This is a genomic window from Amycolatopsis sp. Hca4 (genome assembly GCF_013364075.1).
In the GTDB taxonomy this organism is placed as follows: Bacteria; Actinomycetota; Actinomycetes; order Mycobacteriales; family Pseudonocardiaceae; genus Amycolatopsis.
Map to the genome: position 1 here is coordinate 4,545,269 of NZ_CP054925.1, position 22,491 is coordinate 4,567,759.

At 71.1% G+C, this 22,491-nt stretch carries 29 protein-coding genes; 15 read left to right on the forward strand and 14 right to left on the reverse strand.

Annotated features, from left to right (window positions below):
• Positions 1–3: 3 nt before the first annotated feature.
• Positions 4–219: an RGCVC family protein gene (locus HUT10_RS19850; protein ID WP_176169276.1), complete on the reverse strand. Its 216-nt coding sequence runs from the start codon at positions 217–219 to the stop codon at positions 4–6.
• A 281-nt stretch (positions 220–500) separates the two neighbouring features.
• Here HUT10_RS19850 and HUT10_RS19855 point away from each other — a divergent pair, with 281 nt between their 5' ends.
• On the forward strand, positions 501–812 hold the full coding sequence (locus HUT10_RS19855) for a hypothetical protein (protein ID WP_091315877.1): 312 nt from the start codon (positions 501–503) through the stop codon (positions 810–812).
• 164 nt (positions 813–976) lie between these two features.
• Here the strand turns inward: HUT10_RS19855 and HUT10_RS19860 are convergent, their stop codons facing one another.
• The 3 genes from HUT10_RS19860 to HUT10_RS19870 all read right to left on the reverse strand — a co-directional run bounded on the left by HUT10_RS19860 (position 977) and on the right by HUT10_RS19870 (position 3,275).
• Complete coding sequence (locus HUT10_RS19860) at positions 977–1,330, reverse strand: HPF/RaiA family ribosome-associated protein (protein WP_176172596.1); 354 nt, start codon at positions 1,328–1,330, stop codon at positions 977–979.
• Between the two features lie 198 nt (positions 1,331–1,528).
• A complete protein-coding gene (locus tag HUT10_RS19865) occupies positions 1,529–2,605 on the reverse strand; it encodes an AI-2E family transporter (protein ID WP_254896941.1) in 1,077 nt (358 codons plus the stop codon).
• Positions 2,606–2,849: 244 nt separating this feature from the next.
• Positions 2,850–3,275 carry a DUF6292 family protein gene (locus tag HUT10_RS19870; RefSeq protein WP_176172598.1) on the reverse strand — a complete coding sequence of 142 codons (426 nt, stop codon included), beginning with the start codon at positions 3,273–3,275 and terminating at the stop codon, positions 2,850–2,852.
• A 254-nt stretch (positions 3,276–3,529) separates the two neighbouring features.
• Between HUT10_RS19870 and HUT10_RS19875 the strand changes: the two genes are divergently transcribed.
• The 5 genes from HUT10_RS19875 to HUT10_RS19895 all read left to right on the forward strand — a co-directional run bounded on the left by HUT10_RS19875 (position 3,530) and on the right by HUT10_RS19895 (position 7,453).
• The gene (locus HUT10_RS19875; protein WP_176172599.1) at positions 3,530–4,552 is read left to right on the forward strand and encodes an acyl-CoA desaturase; all 1,023 of its coding nucleotides are present in this window, start codon (positions 3,530–3,532) and stop codon (positions 4,550–4,552) included.
• The gene (locus HUT10_RS19880) at positions 4,549–4,995 is read left to right on the forward strand and encodes a DUF5994 family protein (RefSeq protein ID WP_176172600.1); all 447 of its coding nucleotides are present in this window, start codon (positions 4,549–4,551) and stop codon (positions 4,993–4,995) included. The genes HUT10_RS19875 and HUT10_RS19880 overlap by 4 nt, the downstream gene beginning before the upstream one ends.
• A 155-nt stretch (positions 4,996–5,150) precedes the next feature.
• Positions 5,151–5,876: a GAF domain-containing protein gene (locus HUT10_RS19885; RefSeq protein ID WP_176172601.1), complete on the forward strand. Its 726-nt coding sequence runs from the start codon at positions 5,151–5,153 to the stop codon at positions 5,874–5,876.
• 42 nt (positions 5,877–5,918) lie between these two features.
• The gene (locus tag HUT10_RS19890; protein ID WP_176172602.1) at positions 5,919–6,665 is read left to right on the forward strand and encodes a GAF and ANTAR domain-containing protein; all 747 of its coding nucleotides are present in this window, start codon (positions 5,919–5,921) and stop codon (positions 6,663–6,665) included.
• A 131-nt stretch (positions 6,666–6,796) separates the two neighbouring features.
• A complete protein-coding gene (locus tag HUT10_RS19895) occupies positions 6,797–7,453 on the forward strand; it encodes a phosphoribosyltransferase (protein WP_091315894.1) in 657 nt (218 codons plus the stop codon).
• A 180-nt stretch (positions 7,454–7,633) separates the two neighbouring features.
• On the opposite strand, the gene HUT10_RS19900 is transcribed toward HUT10_RS19895, so the two are convergent.
• The 4 genes from HUT10_RS19900 to HUT10_RS19915 form a co-directional block, all read right to left on the reverse strand.
• A complete protein-coding gene (locus tag HUT10_RS19900; RefSeq protein WP_254896942.1) occupies positions 7,634–8,170 on the reverse strand; it encodes a DUF5994 family protein in 537 nt (178 codons plus the stop codon).
• Positions 8,171–8,274: 104 nt separating this feature from the next.
• The gene (locus HUT10_RS19905) at positions 8,275–8,796 is read right to left on the reverse strand and encodes a GNAT family N-acetyltransferase (protein WP_091315895.1); all 522 of its coding nucleotides are present in this window, start codon (positions 8,794–8,796) and stop codon (positions 8,275–8,277) included.
• 93 nt (positions 8,797–8,889) lie between these two features.
• Positions 8,890–9,738: a slipin family protein gene (locus HUT10_RS19910; protein WP_091315897.1), complete on the reverse strand. Its 849-nt coding sequence runs from the start codon at positions 9,736–9,738 to the stop codon at positions 8,890–8,892.
• 38 nt (positions 9,739–9,776) lie between these two features.
• On the reverse strand, positions 9,777–10,451 hold the full coding sequence (locus tag HUT10_RS19915) for a BON domain-containing protein (protein ID WP_091315900.1): 675 nt from the start codon (positions 10,449–10,451) through the stop codon (positions 9,777–9,779).
• Between the two features lie 91 nt (positions 10,452–10,542).
• Between HUT10_RS19915 and HUT10_RS19920 the strand changes: the two genes are divergently transcribed.
• A complete protein-coding gene (locus tag HUT10_RS19920; protein ID WP_091320291.1) occupies positions 10,543–11,223 on the forward strand; it encodes a response regulator transcription factor in 681 nt (226 codons plus the stop codon).
• Here HUT10_RS19920 and HUT10_RS19925 read toward each other — a convergent pair.
• Complete coding sequence (locus tag HUT10_RS19925) at positions 11,220–12,086, reverse strand: hypothetical protein (protein ID WP_254896943.1); 867 nt, start codon at positions 12,084–12,086, stop codon at positions 11,220–11,222. The two genes, HUT10_RS19920 and HUT10_RS19925, sit on opposite strands and share 4 nt — an antisense overlap.
• 169 nt (positions 12,087–12,255) lie before the next feature.
• Here HUT10_RS19925 and HUT10_RS19930 point away from each other — a divergent pair, with 169 nt between their 5' ends.
• Positions 12,256–13,731, forward strand: coding sequence for a GAF domain-containing protein (locus HUT10_RS19930; protein WP_176172603.1), 1,476 nt, complete (start codon positions 12,256–12,258; stop codon positions 13,729–13,731).
• Here the strand turns inward: HUT10_RS19930 and HUT10_RS19935 are convergent.
• Complete coding sequence (locus HUT10_RS19935) at positions 13,706–14,881, reverse strand: N(5)-(carboxyethyl)ornithine synthase (RefSeq protein WP_176172604.1); 1,176 nt, start codon at positions 14,879–14,881, stop codon at positions 13,706–13,708. The genes HUT10_RS19930 and HUT10_RS19935 overlap by 26 nt on opposite strands.
• Before the next feature lie 617 nt (positions 14,882–15,498).
• Between HUT10_RS19935 and HUT10_RS19940 the strand changes: the two genes are divergently transcribed.
• From HUT10_RS19940 to HUT10_RS19950, 4 genes are all read left to right on the forward strand, one after another.
• Positions 15,499–15,645, forward strand: a complete 147-nt coding sequence (locus HUT10_RS19940; protein ID WP_176172605.1) for a DUF6307 family protein — start codon at positions 15,499–15,501, stop codon at positions 15,643–15,645.
• A 78-nt stretch (positions 15,646–15,723) separates the two neighbouring features.
• Positions 15,724–15,948, forward strand: coding sequence for a hypothetical protein (locus HUT10_RS51085; protein WP_254896944.1), 225 nt, complete (start codon positions 15,724–15,726; stop codon positions 15,946–15,948).
• The gene (locus HUT10_RS19945) at positions 15,945–16,745 is read left to right on the forward strand and encodes an ATP-binding protein (protein WP_254896945.1); all 801 of its coding nucleotides are present in this window, start codon (positions 15,945–15,947) and stop codon (positions 16,743–16,745) included. Before HUT10_RS51085 ends, HUT10_RS19945 begins: the two co-directional genes overlap by 4 nt.
• Positions 16,746–16,754: 9 nt before the next feature.
• Positions 16,755–17,525, forward strand: coding sequence for an ATP-binding protein (locus HUT10_RS19950; protein ID WP_254896946.1), 771 nt, complete (start codon positions 16,755–16,757; stop codon positions 17,523–17,525).
• A gap of 79 nt (positions 17,526–17,604) precedes the next feature.
• Here HUT10_RS19950 and HUT10_RS19955 read toward each other — a convergent pair whose 3' ends face one another.
• From HUT10_RS19955 to HUT10_RS19970, 4 genes are all read right to left on the reverse strand, one after another.
• Positions 17,605–18,162: a sigma-70 family RNA polymerase sigma factor gene (locus tag HUT10_RS19955; protein WP_176172606.1), complete on the reverse strand. Its 558-nt coding sequence runs from the start codon at positions 18,160–18,162 to the stop codon at positions 17,605–17,607.
• 19 nt (positions 18,163–18,181) lie between these two features.
• Positions 18,182–18,646 carry a hypothetical protein gene (locus tag HUT10_RS19960; RefSeq protein WP_176172607.1) on the reverse strand — a complete coding sequence of 155 codons (465 nt, stop codon included), beginning with the start codon at positions 18,644–18,646 and terminating at the stop codon, positions 18,182–18,184.
• 423 nt (positions 18,647–19,069) lie between these two features.
• Complete coding sequence (locus tag HUT10_RS19965) at positions 19,070–19,243, reverse strand: hypothetical protein (protein ID WP_176172608.1); 174 nt, start codon at positions 19,241–19,243, stop codon at positions 19,070–19,072.
• A 229-nt stretch (positions 19,244–19,472) separates the two neighbouring features.
• Positions 19,473–19,964: a hypothetical protein gene (locus tag HUT10_RS19970; RefSeq protein WP_254896947.1), complete on the reverse strand. Its 492-nt coding sequence runs from the start codon at positions 19,962–19,964 to the stop codon at positions 19,473–19,475.
• A gap of 142 nt (positions 19,965–20,106) precedes the next feature.
• Between HUT10_RS19970 and HUT10_RS19975 the strand changes: the two genes are divergently transcribed.
• The 3 genes from HUT10_RS19975 to HUT10_RS19985 all read left to right on the forward strand — a co-directional run bounded on the left by HUT10_RS19975 (position 20,107) and on the right by HUT10_RS19985 (position 22,064).
• Entirely contained in the window at positions 20,107–20,379 is a 273-nt protein-coding gene (locus HUT10_RS19975) for a hypothetical protein (protein ID WP_176172609.1), read from the forward strand.
• Positions 20,380–20,615: 236 nt separating this feature from the next.
• Complete coding sequence (locus HUT10_RS19980) at positions 20,616–21,188, forward strand: TetR/AcrR family transcriptional regulator (RefSeq protein ID WP_176172610.1); 573 nt, start codon at positions 20,616–20,618, stop codon at positions 21,186–21,188.
• Between the two features lie 99 nt (positions 21,189–21,287).
• Positions 21,288–22,064: an SDR family NAD(P)-dependent oxidoreductase gene (locus HUT10_RS19985; protein WP_176172611.1), complete on the forward strand. Its 777-nt coding sequence runs from the start codon at positions 21,288–21,290 to the stop codon at positions 22,062–22,064.
• The last annotated feature ends 427 nt before the right edge of the window (positions 22,065–22,491 follow it).

The following is a 22,491-nucleotide window of genomic DNA, read 5'->3' on the forward strand; positions in this document are numbered from 1 at the left end:
CCTTCACTTCGCGACCCGCATCGCCGTGGTCACCGGGGCGTCCGATGCACCAGCGCACACGCATCCGCGGTGGAACCCGCCCGCCTGCGTCGCCGTGCAGAACCGGCGCGCGATCACATCATGCGATTCCGGGGAATGGGGGCACACCGCGCAGGCGGTCGCGGCCGGATCGCCGGTTTCCGCGGCTGCGGCGCCGGTTTCGAGATCGAGGGACGACATGCCGGATCTCCTTCTGCCGGTGCTGACCATCCGGGCGCGGGACCGATGAGCAGCCGGGATTCGCTCGAACTTCCGGCTTCGGGCCGGCTCCAGGGGACACGCCGAGGTCCGGGGCGATACCGCTACCTTACGCCCGTGCCGGCCCGGCCACCCCGGCCGGCGAACCACTCGCCCGGGCGAACCACGCCCGGCGCTTCTCCGCCTAAGCTGGATGACCGCGCCCCGGACCCCGGCGATCGATGACGTGCACTCCGAGTGCACCGTGAGCGAAGGCGGCGCCGGTGGACGACGAACAGACCGATTGGCCACCGGCCGGGCCCGCGTACCGGGACTGGCCCACTCGCCACGGCGGTGGCTACCCACCCGGCTGGCTCGTCCGCTACCGCAGCCGCGTGCGCCGGATCGGGCCGCCGTGCGCGGCCCCGGTGTGGCGTGAGCATTTCGGGACCATCGCCGGGCACAGCCTGCGCGACGAACACACCAGCACGACCTGGGTGCCCGTCCGCCCGCAGGGGGCCGCCGCCGATGCACCGGCCGGCCTGGTGCGAGCCACCGACATCCTCGACGCCCACCCACCGCGCTCCGGCGCTTGAGGCCGGAACCGGACCGTCGCCGGCGAGGGGCGAAGCCCCGTGGCGTGGCCGATCGAAGGAGACGGATGACGGCAACGGCAACGGTTTCCCGGGTTGCGCGGCCGGGCCGGTGACCCGGTTGCGAAGGTCCCCGGAGCGCGGCGCACCGAGCCCGCTGAGGACGGTCACGAGCCGGCGTGCCCGTCCTGGTGCCGGATGGAGTCCCCGCCCTTGCGGTGATCCGTCCGGCCGTACATGCTCTCGAGCACGCTCTCGAGTTTGTGCACCGCACCCCGGCACGCCTCGCCGACCGAACCCGCGTGATGGCTGACGGCCACCGTCCGCCGCCCGGCCGGCCGGGCTTCGAGCACGCAGCACCGGTCCTGCCCGTCGTCGGCGGTTTCCTCGCTGAAGTGGGCTTCCAGCCGCGTGATGTGGTCGCTGAACCGCGACAGCCTGGTGGCGAGCTCCACCTCGAAGTGCCGGATCAGCGCCTCGTCGCCGTGCACGGCCTGGTCCGTGCCGATCTGGATCAGCATGCGTGGTTGTCCCCTTCGACGGCCGGCCCGGATGAGCGCGAAGTGGCGTTCCGGTAGCCACCACCTTGCTCGTCCGGGCCACGACTGCCCAGGGTCACACGTCATCTGCCGGGGGGCCGAAGGAACCTTTCGCCGCGCACGAGGTGTGGATGACCAAGGTTTCGTGGAGCCGGACGAGCCGCCGGCTCCTGACTGTCCTCAACAGACCTCAGGCCCGGCGTGCACGTCATCGGTCGCCGGGTCCGGGGCGCGGTCGTCCGGATCGGCAGGATGAGCGGTTCCCGCAGGCGGGTCGTTCTCCGGCCGGGTGGTCAGGCTGCGCACGCCCGAGCTGAAGACGGCGAGCAGCGGGACGGCCAGCAGGGCGCCGACGATCCCGGCGGTGACGAGCCCGATGGCGAGGGCGAGAACGACGGCCAAGGGGTGCAGCCGGACGGCCCGCCCGAGCAGCAGTGGTTGCAGGACATGGCTTTCCACCTGCATCACACCGACGACGACGGCGAGCACGATGACGGCCGTCCAGACGCCGTTGGCCACCAGGGCCACGAGGACGGCGATCCCGCCGGCGATCACCGAGCCGATGACGGGGACGAACGCGCCGAGGAAGACGAGCGTGCTCAGCGGAGCCGCCAAGGGGACCCCGAGGATCATCAGGCCGAGGCCGATGCCGGCGGCGTCGACGAACGCGACGGCGGCGGTGCCGCGGACGTAGTGGGCCAGGGTGGTGAACCCGCTGCGCCCGGCGATGTCGACGCGCTCCCGCAGGCGGGCGGGCACGCCCCGGATGAGGAACGCCCAGATCGGATTTCCCTGGGCGAGGAAGAAAATCAGGCAGAACACCGTGAGCAGGGCTTCGGCGAGCAGTTCCCCGACGGTGACCGCGGTGGTGAGGGCGCCCGAGGCGATCACGGACTTGTTCCGGCCGAGCATGGCGGTCAGATTGCCGAGCGCTTGGTCGAGCTGGCCCTGGCTGAAGTGCAGAGGGCCGGTGCGCAGCCAGGTGTGCAGGTCGGTCAGGCTCACGGTGACCTGGTCGATCAGCGCGGGCATGCCCACGGTGACGGTGATGACGACGAACGTCACGACCCCGCCGGCCAGCGCGATGCCCACGATCAGCACGATCGCGGTGGCCAGTGCGCGCGGGACCCTCCTGGCCGCGAGCCAGGTGACGGCGGGCGAGAACAGCCCGGCGAGCAGCAGTGCCACCGCGACCGGGACGACCACCGAGGCCAACCGGGTGGCCACGAAGCCGAGGACGGTCAGGGCCGCCGCCACGACCAGCAGGCGCCACGAGACCGCGGCCGCGACGCGGAGCCCGTACGGGACCGGAGAAGCCCCGGGGCAGCTCTGCGGATCAGCGCGTGGTGCTGAGGGGAATTCATGAAGAACCTGCTCCTGGCGATGACCGGGCACGAGGCCGGTCGGGGTGAGAGCGGGGTCTGGGCGCTGTTTCCCGAGCATACCGCCGGGCGGATGCCCCCCCGCGGGCCGGTGAAGAACCACGGGAGCCGGACCGCGGTCAGCCGTTCGGGGCGTCGCCGAGGTAGGGCCGCAGCCGCTCGGCCAGCACCCGGCGGGACACGTCGGCGGCCGGTCCGGCAGGCGGCTGGTCCGGGTGACACCCGGCGGCGGTGTCGGCGACGAACCGGGCCACCGCGTCCGGGGCGGGGACGAGGTCGTCGCCGTGGTGCGCGAGGACGACCGCGGCCGCGCCGGGGTCGGTTTCCACCGCGAGGGACCACCCCCGGCGTTCGTTCCAGACCAGCATGACGTCGTGACCGGGCCGGCCGGGCCACCGCCGCGGCAGCCCGAGGTAGGCGGTGGCGGTGTCGCTGATCTCCACCGTGGTGCCTTCGGCCGGGACACCGACCGCGGCAGCCACCGCCCGCACGTACGCGCCGAGGGCGCGCTCGAGCGTTCGGGCGTCGGGTTCGGGGTGTTCCATGACCGCCACGCTAGAGGGCCGCCGGCCGGCGTGCCGGATGGGCCCGGGCCGGTCGGCCTGCGAAAGGGCACCTGTACGGGAACGATTCCGGCGGCTCGTGCGTTTTGAGTATCGGTTGCTCCCGCTCATGCAGCGGACAGTATGTTCCGGCAACCTCCACCATCCCCCGGTTCAGGCCGCCGTCAGCGAGCTACCCGGAACTTGATCGCCCAAGACCCTGGCGGACAGGTACGTCAAGGAAAGAAGCGATCGACATGACACAAACGCTGCAACGGCCACCCAACACCGCGGAGCCGATGCTCGCGGGCGAAAAGTCCGGCACCGAAACCTTCCTGGTCAAGCTGTTCGCGGTCGTGCCGCTGCTGGCGCTGGCCGCCGCGGTGCCGTTCGCGTGGGGCTGGGGCCTCGGCTGGACCGACGTCGCCCTGGCCATCGGGTTCTACTTCCTGACCGGCCTGGGAGTCACCATCGGCTTCCACCGCTACTTCACCCACGGCGCCTTCAAGGCCCACCGTGGCCTGCGGATCGCGCTCGCCGTCACCGGCAGCATGGCCATGCAGGGCCCGGTGATCGGCTGGGTCGCCGACCACCGCCGCCACCACGCCTTCGCCGACCGCGAGGGTGATCCGCATTCCCCGTGGCGTTACGGTACTTCGGCCGCCGCGCTCGCGAAGGGTTTCTGGCACGCTCACATGGGCTGGCTGTTCGACCGGGAGAAGACCAACGCGCAGCGGTTCGCCCCCGACCTGCTCGCCGATCGCGACATCGCCCGGATCGACCGCTGGTTCCCGGCACTGACCGTACTCACCCTGCTCAGCCCGGTACTGATCGGCGGGCTGGTGACGATGTCCTGGTGGGGCGCGCTGACCGCGTTCTTCTGGGCGAGCCTCGTCCGGGTGGCCGTGCTGCACCACGTCACCTGGTCGGTGAACTCGTTGTGCCACATGATCGGTGACCGGCCCTACGCCGCTCGCGACAAGTCCGCGAACTTCTGGCCCTTGGCCATCGCCTCGATGGGCGAGTCGTGGCACAACTCCCACCACGCCGACCCGACCGGCGCCCGCCACGGCGTCCGCCGCGGCCAGCTCGACATGTCCGCGCGCCTCATCTGGCTCTTCGAGAAGCTCGGCTGGGCCACCGATGTCCGCTGGCCCAAGCCGGAACGCCTGGCTCGCAAGCTCAACCCCGGCTACTCCGCGGCACCCCGCGGGTTCGGCGGGCTGGAGCGCGGCCTGCTCGCCGAGACCCCGGACCAGCAGCACCGGAGCCGGTCGTGACCACCGTTGGTGACGAGGTCCGCCTGCAGCTGAAACCCGCCGCCGGCGGCGGGTACGTCGACGGCGCGTGGTGGCCGCGGTCCCGCGACGCCCGCGTCGAGTTCCCCGGCGTCCTCGCCGCGGTGCGCGACCAGGTGGGCGAGGTCGAGCGGATCAGCTACCCGCTGGACGACGGCTGGGAGATCGCCCACCGCAAGCTCGTGGTGGACGGCCGTGTCGTCCGGTTGGAAGGATTCCACTCCATGCAGGCGGACACTCTCGCGCTCATCGGCACGCAGCAGCGGCGCCTGATCCTGCTGGTGGTGGCGCCGGACACCGCACGCGACGATGCCACCGCCACCCTGCGGACGGCTGCTGACCCGGACACCACGGCCAGTGCCGAGGACATCCTCGCCGGGGCGGGGCATGCCGGCAGCGATCCCGCGCCGTCCTTGACCACGTGAAGCCATCAGGGCACCCGGCCGGGTACGCTCGGTGCACGCAGCCGCGGCAGCGGTGCTGATCCGGGCTCGGTGTCCGTGTTGGTGTGGCGATCACGAACACCGACCCGGAAGGAACCGGATGCCGGAACGCGGAGCTCGCCGGTGGTGGGTTCGCGGTGGCTGAGGTCGAGGACCTGCGCGCGAGCGTGCTGGTCGCCCTGGGTGAAGCTGGGCCCGGCAGCGGGGTCGATGTCGTCGGCCGGGTCTGCCGGGCGTGCGTGCGTCTGCTGCCGGTCAACGGAGCGGCGGTGTCGGTGGTGGCCGGCACCGGGCACCGCGAGATCGTCTACGCCAGTGACGCGGTGAGCACGGCGCTGGCGGAGCTGCAGTTTTCCCTCGGCGAAGGACCGTGTTTCGAGGCCCAGACCTCGGGCGGGCCGGTCCTGGTGCCCGATCTGGCTGCCGGACCGCCGCCGGCGTGGCCGGTGTTCGCCGCGGAGGCCGCGGCGCAGCCGGTGGCCGCGTTGTTCACGTTCCCGGTGCAGATCGGGGCGGTCCGGGTGGCGACCCTCGACACCTACCGCTCGACACCGGGCTCGCTCGATGCCGCCGAGCTGTCGACGGCGTTGCAGGTCGCCGACATCGCCGCACTCGCCTTGTCGGGGCTGCGGGACGGCGGCGAGCGCTGGCTCGACGGTGACGGGCGGTGGATGGAGGGCGCGGGGATGCGGTTCCGGGAGGTGCACCAGGCCACCGGGATGCTGATCGCGCACCTGGACCTGCCCGCCTCGGCCGCGCTGGCCCGGTTGCGCGCCTACGCGTTCGGCCACGGGCGTTCGCTGCGGGAAGTCGCGGCCGACATCGTCGCCGGGCGGCTGCGATTGGACGAGGAGTTCCGGTGAGGATCACCATGAAGGCAGCTGACGATTCAGGAGATGGTGGGCATGCCCGACCGTGAACGACAGGTGACGCGCGCGTTCGTCGCACTCGCGGACACGCTGGTCGACGACTACGACGTCGCGGACCTGCTGCACACCCTGGTGGTGCAGTGCGTGGAGCTGCTCGATGTCGCGGCGGCCGGGCTGACCCTGGCCGACGAGCGGGGCGGGCTGCAGGTGCTGGCGTCGTCCACCGAACAGGCACGGCTGCTGGAGCTGTTCCAGCTCGACATCGACGAGGGCCCGTGCGTCGAGTGCTTCACCACCAGCACCCCGGTCCTGGTGGCCGACATCGCCGCACAGGCGGCACGGTGGCCGCGGTTCGCGGCCGAGGCGGCCAGGGACGGGTTCGCGTCGGTGCACGCGATACCGATGCGGCTGCGCCGGCAGACGATCGGCGCGCTGAACCTCTTCGGGCACTCCCCGGGTGAGCTGTCGGCGGACGACGTGGCACTGGCCCAGGGGCTGGCCGACACCGCGACCATCGGCATCCTCCACGAACGAGCCTTCCGCCAGGGCGAGCTCCTCTCCGAGCAGCTGCAGACCGCGTTGAACAGCCGGGTGATCATCGAGCAGGCCAAGGGCGTGCTCGCTGTCAGCGGCCAACTGAGCATGGACGCGGCGTTCACGGCCTTGCGCGGCTATGCCCGGCGGAACAACCGCCGGCTCAGCGACGTGGCCCGTGCCCTGGCCGACCGCACCCTCGCGCCCGCGGTCGTGCTGACGCCGTCGACGGTGCGCCACCCACGCTGAGAAATCCTTGTGGACTGTCGAGCAAAGGTGCCGAACGGTCCGCTGGTGGTGACCAACGGCCCTCCCGCCCGCGGTCACGGTGCGGTCATGCTGGCAGACGGCCAACCGGCTTCCGATGGCAGGAGTGCCCCATGCGGTTCCGTGATCGCCGGGAGGCGGGCGAACGACTGGCCCTCCGCCTGCGCCCGCTGCGCGGCGACCGGGCAGTGGTCCTCGGCCTGTCCGAGGGCGGGCTCGTGGTCGCCGCCGAGATCGCCGACGTCCTCGGGGCGCCGCTGGACATCCTGCTCACCGCCCGGATCGAGGCCGCCGGGCCGCCACCGGTGCTGCTCGGTGCCGTCGGGGAGGGCGGCCTGGTCGTCTGGGACCACGGCGCCATCCGCCGGTTCGACATCTCGGCGGACGAGCTCACCCGGCTCGCCGATCAGGCGCGGGGCAGTCTGGCCAGGCAGGTCGCCGTCTACCGGCGCGACGTCGCGCCGGTGCCGATCGCGGGCCGGACGGTGGTACTCGCCGACGACGGCGCCGCCACCGGCACGACCGCGCACACGGCGATCCGCGTCCTGCGCGCCCGCCAGGTGCGCCGGATCGTGCTGGCCGTCCCGGTCGCGCAGGCACCGGTTCTCGACCGGCTCGCCCGAGAGGTCGACCAGTTCGTCTGCCTGCACCCGCTGCCCTGGCTGCACGCGGTCCGCAACAGCTACCGGAAGTTCCCGGCGGTCGCCGACACCGACGCGCTCGAACTGCTGCACCGCGAACCCCGCCTGCCGACCGAGGTCCCGCGGTGACGTCCATAGTGGACTGACAGGTGGCCGGCGGCAGGCTCGGCGGGGTCGCCGCGACCGGGGTGGTGATCGCGCCGGGAACGACGGCGGGCCTGCCTGCACCCCGGACGGGATCCGGGTACACCTGCACGCCCGCCTCGACGCCCCGCCGCCCGGATCCGGCGGCGAAGCGACGGAGGACGGCTACGCGCCGGCAGGTCCCGCTTGGGCGGGGAGCCGGCCGCCTTCGACCTCCCAGCGCTGCACCGCTGTGTCCTCGTCAAGGGCGGCGAGCAGCGTGTCGACGGTGTCGTCATTGCCCCGGCGCGCCGCGGTCAGCAGCGCGTGGTGCGCGAGGTCCGGATCGGCGTCCGGCGGGATCACCAGCAGCGTCAGCCGGTGCCGCGGGCCGATCACGGTCAGGGTGGCGGCGTGCGGCGACCGGAAGCCTTCGAGCCGGACGTCGCCGTGCTCGTCACCGGAACGCAGCCGGCGTGGGGTGGGCGGCCAGGCCGCGAGGTGGTAGGTGACCCGTTCGATCCGGTCCAGCCGGGCGGTCAGTGCCGGGAGCAGCGACGGCAGTTCGGCGGTCAGGTCCAGGGAGCGGGGCCACCAGGCGCCGTCGACCCAGCCGGTGGCGGGTGCTTCCGGCTTGAGCCGCAGCCGCGGCGCGTGGTGGCGGAGTTCTTCGGCCGCCTGGGCGACGCGCATGGCGTGGGTGGTGTGCGGGACCGACTTCATGCCGGTGCTCCCGTCCCCGGCCGGAAGACACCGGCCGGACTTGGGGCCGAGAACGACGCGGGCTTGATCGCCAGCGTACGAAATGCTCTCGGACAATGTCCATTCTACTCCGGGGAAGGGGCGTTTCGTTCCGCGGCAGCGGGCTGTTCGCGCTGCAGTCCCGGCCGGAACGGAATGCCCAGCGCCGCGAAAACGCCGAGCATTTTCGCGTTCTCCGCGCCGGTGTCGGCGACGAGCATCCGCACGCCTTCGTGTTCGGCCGAGACGACGAGCTGTTCGAGCAGCAGGGCCGCCACGCCGAGGGCCGGGCCGTGGCCGTCGACCACCAGCGCGACCGCCGCTTCGGCCGGGTCGGCCAGGATGTCGTAGCGGGCGACACCGGCCAGCCGGGAGTGCACGAAGCAGCCCACGGCGGTGTGCCCGACGCCGGAGCTGTGGGACAGCTGCGTCGAGAGCTCGGCCAGCCCGGCCACGCCGAGACCGAAGAACCGCACGTGCCGATCGCGCCCGGAAAGCCGGGCCCGCAGCGCGAGGACCGCGGCGGCATCCCCGGCTTCCAGCTTGCGCACCCAGGCGGCTTCGCCGTCCGGGAGCAGGACTCGTACCGGCGGGGTGGCGGTGGTCATGATGTCTCCTCACGGATCCGGTGCGCGACCCGGGTCCACAGTGCTCTGTCCTTTTCGCACAGAACACTGCGGAGTCCCGGGGGCCGGCGGCGGTCAGCGCTCGTCGGCCCTGGTGCCGTTCACGGCCGCGGGCGGCGGCACGATCGCGGCGGTGGCGGCCGGTTTCGGCTGGGCCGCGGCGGCGCTCTCGCGGGCCAGGAACGAGCCGAGTTCGCCGATGGTGCTCATCAGCGGGGCGGGGAACACGACGGTGGTGTTCTTGTCCACGCCGATCTCCACCAGGCTCTGCAGATTGCGCAGCTGCAACGCGAGCGGGTGCGCCATCATCGTGTCCGACGCGTCGCCGAGTGCGGCGGCGGCGAGGGATTCGCCTTCGGCACTGATGATCTTGGCGCGCTTTTCGCGTTCCGCTTCGGCCTGCCGGGCCATCGCCCGTTTCATCGTGTCGGGCAGCTGGATGTCCTTCAGTTCCACCAAAGTCACTTCCACGCCCCAGTCGAGCGTGGTGACGTCCAGGATCCGGCGGATGTCGACGTTGATGCTGTCGGTCTCCGACAGCGTCTCGTCCAGCGTGTGCTGCCCGACGACCTTCCGCAGCGTCGTCTGGGCGATCTGGTCGATCGCGGCGTAGACGTTCTCGATCGCGACGACCGACTTCACCGCGTCCCGCACCCGGAAGTAGGCGACCGCGGACACGTCCACGCTCACGTTGTCACGGGTGATGATGCCCTGGGACTGGATCGGCATCGTGATGATCCGCAACGGCACCCGGCGCAGGACGTCGACGACCGGGATGATCAGCCGCAACCCCGGCTCGCGCACGCCCACCACCCGGCCGAGCCGGAACAGGACCCCCTGTTCGTACTGCTTGACGATCCGCACCGCGGACGCCAGGAGAAGCAGCAACGCGGCGGCGATGACGATGATCACGAAAACGTTCATGGTGCTCCAGAGGTCGCGGCTCGTGCCGGGGCGGAGGCTCAGCCGGTGAGCTGCACCTGGTTGTCGACCGCGGTCACGCCGGGGGCGAACCACGCGGTCTGCTCGGCCGACCGGCGTTCGGCCGGGGTGGGGACGGCGCCGGTCAGGGTGACCTGGCCGTCGTCGACGGCGACCTCGACGTCTTGGGCGGACCCGGGCGCGTGCCGGGCCAGCGCCGCGAGGATCTGTGCTTTGGTCTCGGCCGCGGTGGCTCCCGGCGCGGGCCGCAGCGTGATCAGGTTCCGCACGCCGCTGACCCCGGGGAGCGCGGCCACGGCCCGGCGGGCGGCTTCGCGCTCGTGGTTCCAGTCCACTGACCCGCGCAGGGTGATCACCTGGTCGCGCACGTCGACCTGCACCGAATTCTTCGGCACGAGCACCGTGCGGCGGTCGAACACGGCCATGGCTTCGCGGGCGAGGTCCACGTCGGCCGGAATCGCGTGGCCGTGCCGGACGAGGATCCGGTCCACGGTCGTGGTCACGCCGTGCACCCGGGTCGCGGCGCGCAGGGCCGCTTCCTTCTCGGGATAGGTGCCGACGTGCCCGGCCAGCGTCGCGGCACCGCCATCGACGCTCACGGCGATTGCTTCGGCGTTGACACTGGGAGTCCAGGCGAGTTCGTCGGTGACGGCCGTCTTGAGGTGGTGGTCGGGCCGGTGCTGGATCTGTGTCATTCCTCCAGCGTGGTCCGCCCGCGCCACGCGGCCTAGAGTCGCGGGGCCTCTGTTCGGGTGCCGTTCGGCGTGGCGGGCGTAGCCTGGGGTGGTGGATGACAGCTCGCAGCGCGCTCTGCCCGTCATCACGGTCTTCCTGGTCGACGACCACGAACTCGTGCGGCGCGGCGTCGCCGAACTCGTCGGGGACGAACCCGACCTGAGCGTCGTCGGGCAGGCTTCGTCGATGGCCGAAGCGCTGGCCAGGGTGCCCGCGCTGCGCCCGGACGTGGCGGTGCTGGACGTCCGGCTCCCCGACGGCAGCGGCGTGCAGCTGTGCCGCGACCTGCGCGCGGCGCTGCCCGGCCTGCGATGCGTGATGCTGACGTCCTTCACCGACGCGGATTCGATGGTCGACGCGGTCCTGGCCGGTGCCGAAGGTTATGTGATCAAGGACGTGAAGGGGCTGCAGCTGGTCGACGCGATCCGCCGGGTGGGGTCGGGTGAGACCCTGCTGGACGGGCGGGCGGTCGCCGCGCTGGTGGCCGAGCTGCGCGCGAAGACCGGGGAACCGGGTCCGCTGGCGGGGCTGAGCGAGCAGGAGCTGGTGCTGCTGGACCTGCTCGGGGAAAGCCTGACGAACCGGCAGATCGCCGAGCGGATGTTCCTGGCCGAGAAGACCGTCAAGAACTACGTGTCCCGCCTGCTGGCGAAACTCGGGCTGGAGCGCCGGTCCCAGGCGGCGGTCCTGGTCACCGGGATCCACGGCGCGCAACGGCGGCCGGGCGGTTAACGGCCGAACGGGTGCTCGTCGCTGATCACGACGTCTTCGAGCTGTGTCTGGGTGGGGGACGCAACGGCGGTGCCGTGGCCGAGCCGCAGCATGACCTGCGGCCAGAGCCCGCCGCCGAGCAGCTGCCGCAGTTCACGCCGGGCCGCCGGTACGGCCATCACCTGCGAGGAGAGCGCCGCCGAAAGCCCTGCGGCGGCGGCCGTGAGCAGAACCCGCTGCAGGGCTTGACCGGCCTGGAGCCGGCCGAGAGCGGTGTCGTGCAGCGAGCCGATCACCACGACCAGCCGACCGGGCTCGATGTCGAGGTCGCTCCCACCACCGGGGCCGGGCGTGGCCGGCGGGAGTTCCGTGCGGTGCATGATGTCGCGCAGCTGGGGCACCTGGTCGTCGGTGATGGTGGCCAGCCAGGCGCGTTCCACCTCGGCCGCCCGCCGGAGCTGGCGCTGCACCGCGTCGGGGACGACGGCGGCGGTGAACGGGCGGCGGTTGCTCTGCCGTCCGGCGATGGCCGCCACGAGCTCCCGGTCCACCGGGGCGATCGTCTCGTAGCCGTTCGGCCGCACGACGGCGAGCAGGTCGGGCCGGTCCGCGGTGGGGAACAGGCGCGTATCGGCGTGGCTGCTCTGCGCCTTGATCGCCAGCCGGAGGTTCAGCAGAGCGGCCCCGCAGTCCAGCATGCGTTCCCGCCGGTCGCTGTCGGTACCGGTGGAGAGCGAATCCGCGTACAGCTCGACGGCGTCCGGCGTGCACTGGAACCGCCACGGCCGCCCGCGGCGCAGCGGCGGCGGAGCCGTGGCCGCGAGAAGCACGGATCGCATCTGGCTCTCGCTGAGGTGCCCGACGGGCATGACACCGGTCTTCATGGACGGCTCCGAACTCCTGGAATCATGGCTGTCCCTCACCGTCCGCCGGGCTCCGGCGCGGGCCAAGGGCCGAACGGCACCCGTGGCCGGGCGAAGGTCGCCGGTTGCGAACGTGGTTCGGTTCCCCCGGAACCCGCCACGGGCCGCACCGCCGTGCCACTGTGGTGGCATGCCCGAGGAAACGACGTCGGGCCGGGACCGGATGGACGCGCTGCCCGCGGCCGTCCTCGCCTTCTCCGCCGGTCTGGAGCTCGAGACCACGCTGCACCGGATCGTCACCGCCGCCGCCGGCCTGATCGGCGCCCGCTGCGGCGCGCTGACCCTGCTCGACGAGGACGGCCGGACCACCGGGTTCGCCGCCACGGGCGTCGACGACGCGACCTCGCGCCGCCTCCCGCCGATGCCGGCAGTCCTCGACCTCCCGCTCGTGGTCCGGGGCGCGGTCCTCGGCCGGCTGTGCCTCGGCGGCGAGCGGCCGTTCACCGCCGACGACGAACGGGCGATCGTCGCGCTGGCGGCGGCGGCCGGGATCGCCGTGGACAACGCGCGGCTCTACGAGGAGAGCCGGAGCAGGCAGCGGTGGCTGGAAGCGACCGGGGAGATCTCCGCCGAACTCCTCGGCGGCACCGACGTCCACACGGTGCTGCGCCTGGTCGCGAGCCGGGCCGCCGAACTCACCGGCGCCGTGGACGCGCTCATCGCTCTGCCCGTGCCGCCCGCTGAGGCACTGGTCGTCACGGTGTGCGCCGGCCCCGACGCCGAGGAGCTGACCGGTCGCCGGATCCCGCTCGACGGGTCGACCTCCGGCGCGGTCCTGCGCGATCACGTCCCGCGCAGCGTGCCGAACCTGGCCTACGGCCTGGGTGCGGACCTCGGGCCGGCGCTGGCGGTGCGGTTGCGCTCCGGCGAGTCCACCGCGGGCGTGCTCCTGGCGATCCGCGCTTCCGGCGCACCGGGTTTCGACGAGCACGAACTCCAGCTCGTGTCCGCCTTCGCCGACCAGGCCGCGCTGGCGCTGCGGGACGCCGAAAGCCAGGCCACCCGCCGCGAGCTGGACGTGGCGGTGGACCGGGATCGGATCGCCCGCGACCTGCACGACCACGTCATCCAGCGGCTGTTCGCGGTCGGCATGGGCATCGAGGGCACCCGCCGCCGGACGGACTCACCCGCGGTCACCGCCCGGCTCACCCGGCACATCGACCAGCTCCAGGACGTCATCGAAGAGATCCGCAGCGCGATCTTCGCCCTGCACAGCCGGCCGGGAGCGGGTCGTGGCCTGCGGGCGCGCCTGCAGAACGCGATCACCGACGGCTGCGCCGACTCCGCCATCCACACGACGGTCCGGCTGTCGGGAGCGTTCGACCGGGTGCCCGCCGGGCTGGCCGAACACGCCGAGGCGGTGGTGCGCGAAGCGGTCAGCAACGTCCTGCGGCACGCGCGTGCGGCGGAGCTGGCGGTCACCGTATCCCTGGACGAAGAGCTGGTCGTCGAGGTCTCCGACACCGGGATCGGGATGCCGGAAGCCGTGGCGCGCAGCGGGCTGCGCAACCTCGCACAGCGGGCCGCGGAGGCAGGTGGGTCGTTGCGGCTCGAATGCCCGGCGGACGGTGGCACCTGTCTCAGGTGGACGGTTCCGGTGCCTTGAGCCGCGGCGTGTGCGGGTATTCCGTGGCGCGCTGCTGGAAAGAGAGGATCGCGGGGTTGCGGATCGTGCCGTCCCGGATCTCGACGGCCCGTCCCACCGTTTCGGTTTCGTCCCAAGTGGACTGTCCGGAAAGGACTGTCCGCAGGTGCGGCAACAGCGCTTCGCTGATTTCCCAGGTCGCCGAGTTCCACAGGTAGGAGGGACTGTGGTCGACGGCGTAGTAGGTGACGCCGTGGCCGACCGGGAAGGTCGGCCGGGTGAACGTGGTGGGCCGCGCCCAGCTGAAGCCCATGCCTTCGTCGCAGGAGACGTCGACGATGAGGCTGCCCGGGGCGAACGCGGCGAGGTCGTCTTCGATGAGGAAGGTCAGCGGCGCGTCGGTGTCCTGGAGCACGCAGTTGACGACGATGTCGTGCTCGGCGAGGAACCCGGCCAGCGGCACCCGGCCGCGGTCGGTGTGCGCGTGGCTGCGGCGAGGGTCGCCCGGGTGGTTCTTGTCGTGGTCGAAGTGGACCATCGTCGCGGAATGGATCGGTGAGCCGACCGCGCTGAGACCACGGGCGGTGAGGACTTCGACGTCGTGGACCCCGTGGGCGTTCAGCGCGGTCACCGCGCCGCGCGCGGTCGCGCCGAAGCCGATCACCACCGCCCGCAAGCGGCGGCCGTAGTCGCCGGTCGAGCCGATCAGCTGCAGGGCGTGCAGGACCGAGCAGTAGCCGGCCAGTTCGTTGTTCTTGTGGAAGACGTGCAGCCCGAACGAGCCGTCACGCCGCCAGTGGTTCATGGCTTCGAACGCGATCACGGTCAGCCGCCGGTCGATGGCCAGCTGGGTCAGCTCGGCGTCCTGCACGCAGTGCGGCCAGCCCCACAGCACCTGGCCTTCCCGGAGTTCCGCGACGTCCTCCCGCAGCGGCTTGGCCAACAGGACCACGTCGCACTCGGCGATGAGCTGCTCGCGCGTGCGCAGGCCCGCGACCGCGCGCGCCAGGTGTTCGTCGGGCACGCCGAAAGGTTCGCCGTAGCCGTGTTCGAGGTAGATGGTTTCCCGGAGATCGGCGTCGATCCGGTCGAGGTGGTGCGGGTGGATCGGCAGCCGCCGTTCGTTCTCCTTGCGGGAACGGGCGATGACGCCGAGACTGAGCTGGTCCACGAGGGCCCCTTTGCTAGAACCCAGTCTTAACACACCCAGCGCGGCCGTCGTGTACGCTGGGTGTTGACCGAGAGCATTTCGCGCGCAAGTGGTCGAACCTGCGCCGTCCTCGGCCCCAATCCGGCGCTGCCAGCGGCCGGGGACGGGAGCACCGACATGCCGTCGGACCCGAAAGCCACCCTCGCCGAACTACGGCCGCGCTGAAGCCCGGGCACGTCGCTCGGTGACCTGTTTCGCGGCCCGGCCCGCCGCTTGCACTTCCGACGCCGCCCTCCGGCGGCGTACCCGAAAGGATTTCCTGATCAGTACTCCCACCATGGACAGCTCGTTGTTCAGCCATCCCATCGCGGAACAACCCCGCCCCGGAACGCTCACCACACCCCAGGACAGCCGCTACGGGAGCTTGTTCCGCCAGCCCGTGTACACCCCGGCCCCCGCTTCCGGAGACGAGGCCGAACGCTTCCCGCATCGCCGGTCTGCTGCGCCCGGCAAGCGGGCGTACGACCCGTCCGGCCGCACCCGGCGGTGACATCGGTCCTTCGGGACGAAGTGCTTTCCCGGTCCGGTGGAGCCGGACATCCACCACCGGATGTCATCGAGAGAAAAGAAGGTCAGACATGGACTTCGTGACCCGTTACGAGCAGCGAGTGAACCTCGTCGAGAACACGGTGAAGGAGAATTCGCCGCTGTCCGCCGAAGAAGCCCGCACACTGGCGATCCGGTTGCTGCGGACGCTCGAAGAGATCCCCGAGAAGATCCGGTGAACGCACCCGTTCGTGGTGGCGACTGATGACCACCGCGAATCCAGGGGTACCGGCGCCCCAGCGTCTGTTGCCAGACCGATGAGGCGCGTCGCGATGCCACCCGAAGAGACCGGCGCCATGGCGCTCACGCCCGAACAGCGGTATCGCGGTGCCCGGCTGGTCGCCTCAGCCGCAAGCGACGCCGAAGATTGCGCTTCGCTGCTCGCCGCGCTCGGCCTGGAAGCCGCCGACGGCGTGTCGGCGAGACCATCGGTCCCGGCCGATGACCGCGGCCGGTGTCGCGGGAGTGAGGCAAGTACATGACCGGTGAAACCGGGTTGCACCTGGTGCCGCACTACCGGGCGGAGTCGACCGTGGTGACCTTGACCGGCGCCTTGACCGAGGCCGGCTATCGGGAGCTGCGCGACGGTGTGCTCAAGCTGGCCACGGACGCGCCGGAGAGCGTCATCGCCGACATCCACGGTCTCGACGTCGACGACGACAACCTCATGAGTGTGTTCACCGTCATCGCGCTGCGGATCGGCGACTGGCCCGGGCTTCCGTTCGCGGTGGTCACCGACCGCGCGGATCACGTGGCCCAGCTGGCGACGCGCGGAGCGAATCTGCCGGTCCACGCCGACGTCCTCGCGGCCGAACAGGCACGCGAGCGCCCGTCCCGCCTGCGGGCGGCGCAGCTGCTGGCCGCGTCGCCGCACGCCTCCGCGACCGCCCGGGCGTTCGTCGGCCGGACCTGCGCGCAGTGGAACGTGCGCGAGCACGTCGACGATGCCCTTATGGTCGCGACCGAGCTGGTGGAGAACGCGATCGTGCACACGACATCGCACCCCCGGCTGCGGCTGGAGCTGCGCCCGGACACTTTCACGATCTCGGTCGCCGACGGCGACCCGCGGCAGGCCGTCCTGCGCGAGCGCCCCAGAGAGAACGGTCTCGGACTCCGGCTGGTCGCCCAGACCGCACACCGCTGGGGATGCAGCCCGTCTTGGGGCAGCGGCAAGGTCGTCTGGGCCGTCCTGCTGCCGAATCGGCGGGGACATCCGATCGCCGAAGTGCCCGATCCCCGAGCGTCCGGGCCGGTACGGCGGCGCTACCGTGACAGGTGATCGGAAGCGGTGGGGGCGCGCCGCCGAACCGGTGCCGTGATCGCCGGCGGCATCACCCTGGCGCCTGCTGCCCGGCTCGCCAGCACTCTGGTCACCGTCACCGGGGAACTCGACCTCTCCGGTTACCGGTTTCTGCGTGACGGCCTGCTGAAGGTGGCTGCCGATGGCCCGCCCGGGCTGATCGCCGACGTCGACGGGCTGGTCATCGACGCACTGTCCCCCGCCGCCGTCTTCCCCCTGGTCGCCCGCCGGATCGGGCACTGGCCCGGTATCCCGTTCACCCTGGTCACCCGTCAGCGGGTGCATCTGCACGCCTTCCACGGCCACGGCACCGACCGCCTTGTTGCGGTCTGTGACGACGTCGAGACCGCCGAAAACAGCCAGGAGATTCCCGCGCGCCGATGGGCCCAGCGGAAGTTCCCCCGCACCGAGGACGCGCCGGAGCTCGCTCGCACGTTCCTCCGGGAGCGCACCGCGGATTGGGGCGTGCCCGAGCTGGCCTACGACGGGCTCCTGGTCGTGGGCGAGCTCGTCGACAACACGCTCCAGCACACCAGGTCCGCACCTGACGTGCGCCTCGATCTGCGCCGGGGCCTGTTCACCATCGCCGTCGCCGACGAGCACGCCAGTCCGGCGATCCTTTTGGAGCGATCCGGCCTGCGCGACCCGGGCATCGGCCTGCGGATCGTCACCCAAACCGCGACGGCGTGGGGAAGCAGCCGGCGCTGGTCGGGTGGAAAGGTGGTGTGGGCGACGCTCGCCTCCGCAAGCGGCAGCTGACCCTCGCGCCGGGCGCCGAATCGCGTGCCCGTGACGGGCCTGCACGTCCTGCTCGATGCCCGGCGAACGCGTCACCGGATCAGTGTGCGGCAAGGTGCCGGCGCAACGTGGTGAGGGCGCGGTGCTGGCTCACGCGGACCGCGCCCGAACTGGCGACGCCGAGCGCGGCAGCTGTTTCCCGGGCGGACAGGCCGAGCATGACCCGCAGCACCACGACATCGCGCTGTTCCGGCCCCAGCAGGGCCAGCAGGAAGCCGACCCGCTGACACAGCTCGAGCCGTTCGACTTGGCCCAACGGCCCCGGCCGGTCGGAAGTCAGCGGGGCGAACTGCGAAACCGGGCGGCTCGCATCGCTTTCCCGGCGGCGGTGAGCGTCGACGACCTTGTGCGACGCGACGCCGTAGACGAAACTCATGAACTGGGCAGCACCGTAGCGATAACCCGGCAGCGCACCGAGGACGCCGAGCAGCACCTCCTGCGCGCAGTCGTCCGCGTCGCTGTCGCGGTAGCACCGGTTTCCCAGGCGCGCCTGGCAGTACCGCAGCACGCCCGGGCGCAGCCAGCCCAGCAGCGCCTCGGTCGCGGCGCGATCACCTGACATCGCCGAAGCGAGAAGCGCGCCGTCGACCATCGCCATGATGAGGCCCTTCGGTCGGTCAGGTCCGGGTGGTCAGGTACGGAGCGGGATCACCGCCGGCCCGGGCGCCGTCGGCCAGCCAGCGGAGGAACCCGCTGCGGTCCCGTCGCTCGATTTCGTCGAGGAAGTCCTGCCGGCGCTCGACGACGAGCCGATGCGCCTGCAGGTCGGCGGCGAGGAGCAGGAGGAAGTAGCTTCGCCGCCACGCCAGGCACAGCTCCTCGGTCGCCATGCCGGCCACCGGGACGGGCGGTGGTACCGAAGATCCGGGCGGCTCGGCCGCGGCGGGTGCCGGGCCCACCGGTGGCTCGGGCCCGGCCGTCCCGGCGTCGCCGCGCGCCAGCAACGGGACTAGGAAAGCCGCGAGCAGCCCGGCGCTGCCGCCGAGCAGCAGCCAGCCGACCCGCGGCAGGGCCGGCGCACCGATCGTGGTCAAGACGCAAGCGGGACCGAGCAGACCGGCCAGCACCACGCGCCCCACCATCGTGTCCTCACGTCCGGTTCGGTTGCCGGCTGACGCGGCCGGCAACGGGAAACAGGATCGCCGGGGTCTGGGGCGTTACGGGCAGTCTAGTCCTCGGAAGAGGAAACGGGGTTGGTCTCTTCGGTTGCCGCCGGGCCGGGATTGCCGACGTCTTCCGCTCGCCCCCAGACCCAGCGTGAGCCCACCCGGTGGTCTGCTCACCGAGCTGACCGGTCGTGGCCGATGACGAGGACACAGTCACCAGTTGTCGCTGCGTGGGGCGGCTGGACGGGGCAGATGGCCGCCGATCGGCCTCGTTGTCGGAAAGGGACGCCCGGGGCCTACACCGGTCCGCGGAACAAGCTCCCGTGTGGATGTCTGCAATGGACCAAAGGACCGCAAGCCGCGCGCAAGAACCGTCGGCCTCGAGGGAAATGCACGCCGCTAGGGTGGCCCGCCGGTGCTGCCGGAGGATGCCGCCGGACAGGCGATGCCGGACTTCGCGCAGCCGAGCACGCCCCACACGACCTTGCCGTCGTCGTGGTGACTGACTCCCCAGGCCGAGCGGTCGAAGCCGGAGTCGCCGGGATAGCTGCCGTCGTTGTTGGCCGGCAGCACGATCCCGTCGGCGTGCAGTGCGTCGAGCGCGTACTCGGCTTCGGCGAGCGCGCCGTCGACATCGGGTAGCGTGGGGTGCGGCGAAGGACCCCGAAGCGGCCGGGACGGTCGAGGACGACTTCGGCGGCGAACTCGTTGACGTCGCGGACCCAGCGACGGGCTTCGGCGACGTCGCCGAAGCAGACGCCGGGCGTGGAAAGCAACAGAATCCCGTTGCCACCCATGAACTTCAGTGTGGTGACGGCGCCCACCCATCAGGTGGCGGTCTCTCCGCCCACGGCAGCAGTACTGGTTGCGCCGATCGCTTGCAACAGGCCAGGCCGACTTCCGACCATCCGATCAGGAGGAGCGGCCCTACCGCGTCGAACGCCGCCTTACCGAATTCGCTCGCTACGAGAGGCTCTGCCACGTTCAGCGCGAGCGTGACCACGCTGGCGAAGATCAGCAGCCGACGCGCCGACCTCAGCACCTCCGGGGATGCACCGGTGAGAGCCAGATGCCGGGTGCCGAGCAGAAGCCCGAGGATCGAAAGGTCAACCGCGGGAGCCACGAGCGGAGCGACCCTAGTGGGCACGCCGAGCCGCAGCGCGAGGTTGAGGACGTTGCCGAAGCCGAAGAGTAAAGTAAGTCCGACGACGACGCCCATGATCACGGTGACGGCCTGCACGACGGAGGCCCCGTCCGAAGCAGATCGCATCGACACAGCTGCACGCCTGGTCATCGAGCAACACCTGCTTCGACGCGCGGACGCCCGTGGGTGTCGCGCGTGGGGATGCCGCGTTCACGCAGTTTGTTCAGCACCGTGGTGTGGTTGACGCCCAGGTGGTCGCCGACTCGGGCCAGTGACCAGCCGAGGTTGTGAGGTGGATGGCGTCATCTACCTGCTCGGGCGAGAGGCCGCGGCGGCGCATCGGCACGCCGTGCCGGTGGAGGATGGTGCCGACCGTTCGCCGTTCGATGCCGAACCGGTCACCGAGCTCGTACACCGTCGCGCCGGACCGGTAGCCGGCGATCAGTTGCTCGACTTGCTCGGGGCCGAGTTTCCGGGCGCGGCCGGGACGATCCCACTTGACTGGCGGCGGCTCGGGGGTATCGAGCCTGGGGGGGCTTCTCGCGAAGCTCTTCCAGAGCCCTGACCTGGTCTTTTATGTTCGAGTAAGCTCCCCTGACCTCCACATCGCAACGAACCCCTTTGCTTCAGTCGTTTTGGCTGGTCGGAGGGGTTTTCTGCATTGCGGGTTCGATCTTCGGTGATCGTCTTGCGGCATGATCTTGTGCTCCTGGTGAGTCACCTCGTAGCAGCCAGCCGTAGCTCGGATGTTCATCGAGGACATCTCTTGACTGCCTACCAACTAGAAGGTAGAAATACGACGTGACCACGACAGCGGATCGGATCCTGGACAGCGCTCAGACGCTGGTGCAGGTTCGGGGGTACAACGGCTTCTCCTACGCCGACATCAGTGCCGAGCTGTCCATCACGAAGCCGAGCATCCACCACCACTTCCCCACCAAAGCCGCACTGGCCGAGGCCCTGATCGCACGCTATCGGGAACGGTTCGCCGTAGCGCGAAAGGAAGTCGACGACGAGGCGGCGGGCGCACGGCAGCGCCTGGTGGGTTATGCCGGACTATACGCCGAGACCTTTGCCCAAGGCGGCCGCATCTGCCTCTGCGGCGTCTTCGCCGTGGACGCGGAGAGCCTGCCCGTTCAGGTACGGCAGGCGACGGACGCGTTCTTCGCCGATCAGCGACAATGGGTGGCCGGCGTGCTGGCCGAGGCGGGCATGCCCGCCACCCGGACCGGTGCGGCAGCCGAGGCTTACCTGGCGTCTCTGGAGGGCGCACTGCTCCTGGCCCGCGCTCACGGGCAGCCGGACGGCGCCGCCGGACAAGATCGGGATGTGGTGCGGTCGGTGGCGGCGACCTTGGTCGACGCTCTGCTCTGAAACGCACCACCCAAGGCCGTCACGCGTGGCACCGCGGCGACCTTTTTACATGACCAATCAACCTTCCAACTAGTAGGTAGTCAGATGAGGAGAATCGCCATGGGACAGGACTTCACCGGTCGCAAGCTCGTCGTCGTCGGCGGCAGCAGCGGCATGGGCCGTCAGATCGCCGAGGACGTCGTCAGCCGCGGCGGCAGCGCGGTCGTCGTCGGTTCCCGCCTCGAGCGGGTCGAGAAGACCGTGGCCGACCTGGCCACCCGCGGACAGGCGTGGGGCGTTACCGCCGACCTGCGCGACCCCGCCGAGGCGACCAGGGTGCGCGAGGAACTGGCCGACCAGCACGCTGACGCCACGTTGCTGGTCAACGCGGCCGGCGTGTTCAAGCCGCTGCCGTTCCTCGACCACACCCCCGCCGACTACGACGCCTACCTGGACCTGAACAAGGCCACCTTCCTGATCACCCAGACCGTGGCGCAGAACATGGTCAACAGCGGCCACGGTGGCGCCATCGTCAACATCGGCAGCATGTGGGCAAAACAGGCCATCGCCGCGACCCCGTCATCGGCGTACTCGATGGCCAAAGCCGGTCTGCACGCCCTGACCCAGCACCTCGCCCTGGAACTGGCCACCCACAAGATCCGGGTCAATGCCATCTCCCCGGCCGTGGTAGCCACGCCCATCTACGAGGGCTTCATCCCACCGGCCGAGGTCGACACCGTCCTGGCGGGATTCAACGACTTCCACCCGATCGGCCGGATCGGCACCACCGAGGACGTCTCCGCCGTGGCCACCTTCCTCCTCTCCGACCAGGCCGGCTGGGTCACCGGCGCGATCTGGGACGTCGACGGCGGCGTCACAGCAGGCCGAAACCAGTAACCACCGAGGCGCAGCCAGGCCTGTACGGGTTTCACGGTTCGGAGCCCGTACAGGCCCTCACCCCCTTGCGCGCTCAGCAGTTCGCCCACCACAAAGCACAACTGCGGATACCACCGGTTCGAGACCAGCCGAACATCCGCTCATGTAGCCGCAGAGCGTGCGCCGCGGTGAGCCACTCTCGGCGGCACCCCTACGCGGGAGGACCCTCAAGCAACGCCGCTCATGACAGTGGCCCGGCCACACGACACGGCCCGGCCTGATGTTGCTCGGGTGGATCCAAGCCCGGGTCGCCTGCCGGCTGCACCGGATGTTCGATACGAGCGCGGCCATTCCTCTCACTAATTTTACTGGGGCACAGCTGGGGCAAACCCCCTGTCACAACTGCACTCACCAACACACAGTTGCCAACAACGGCGATCAAGCACAC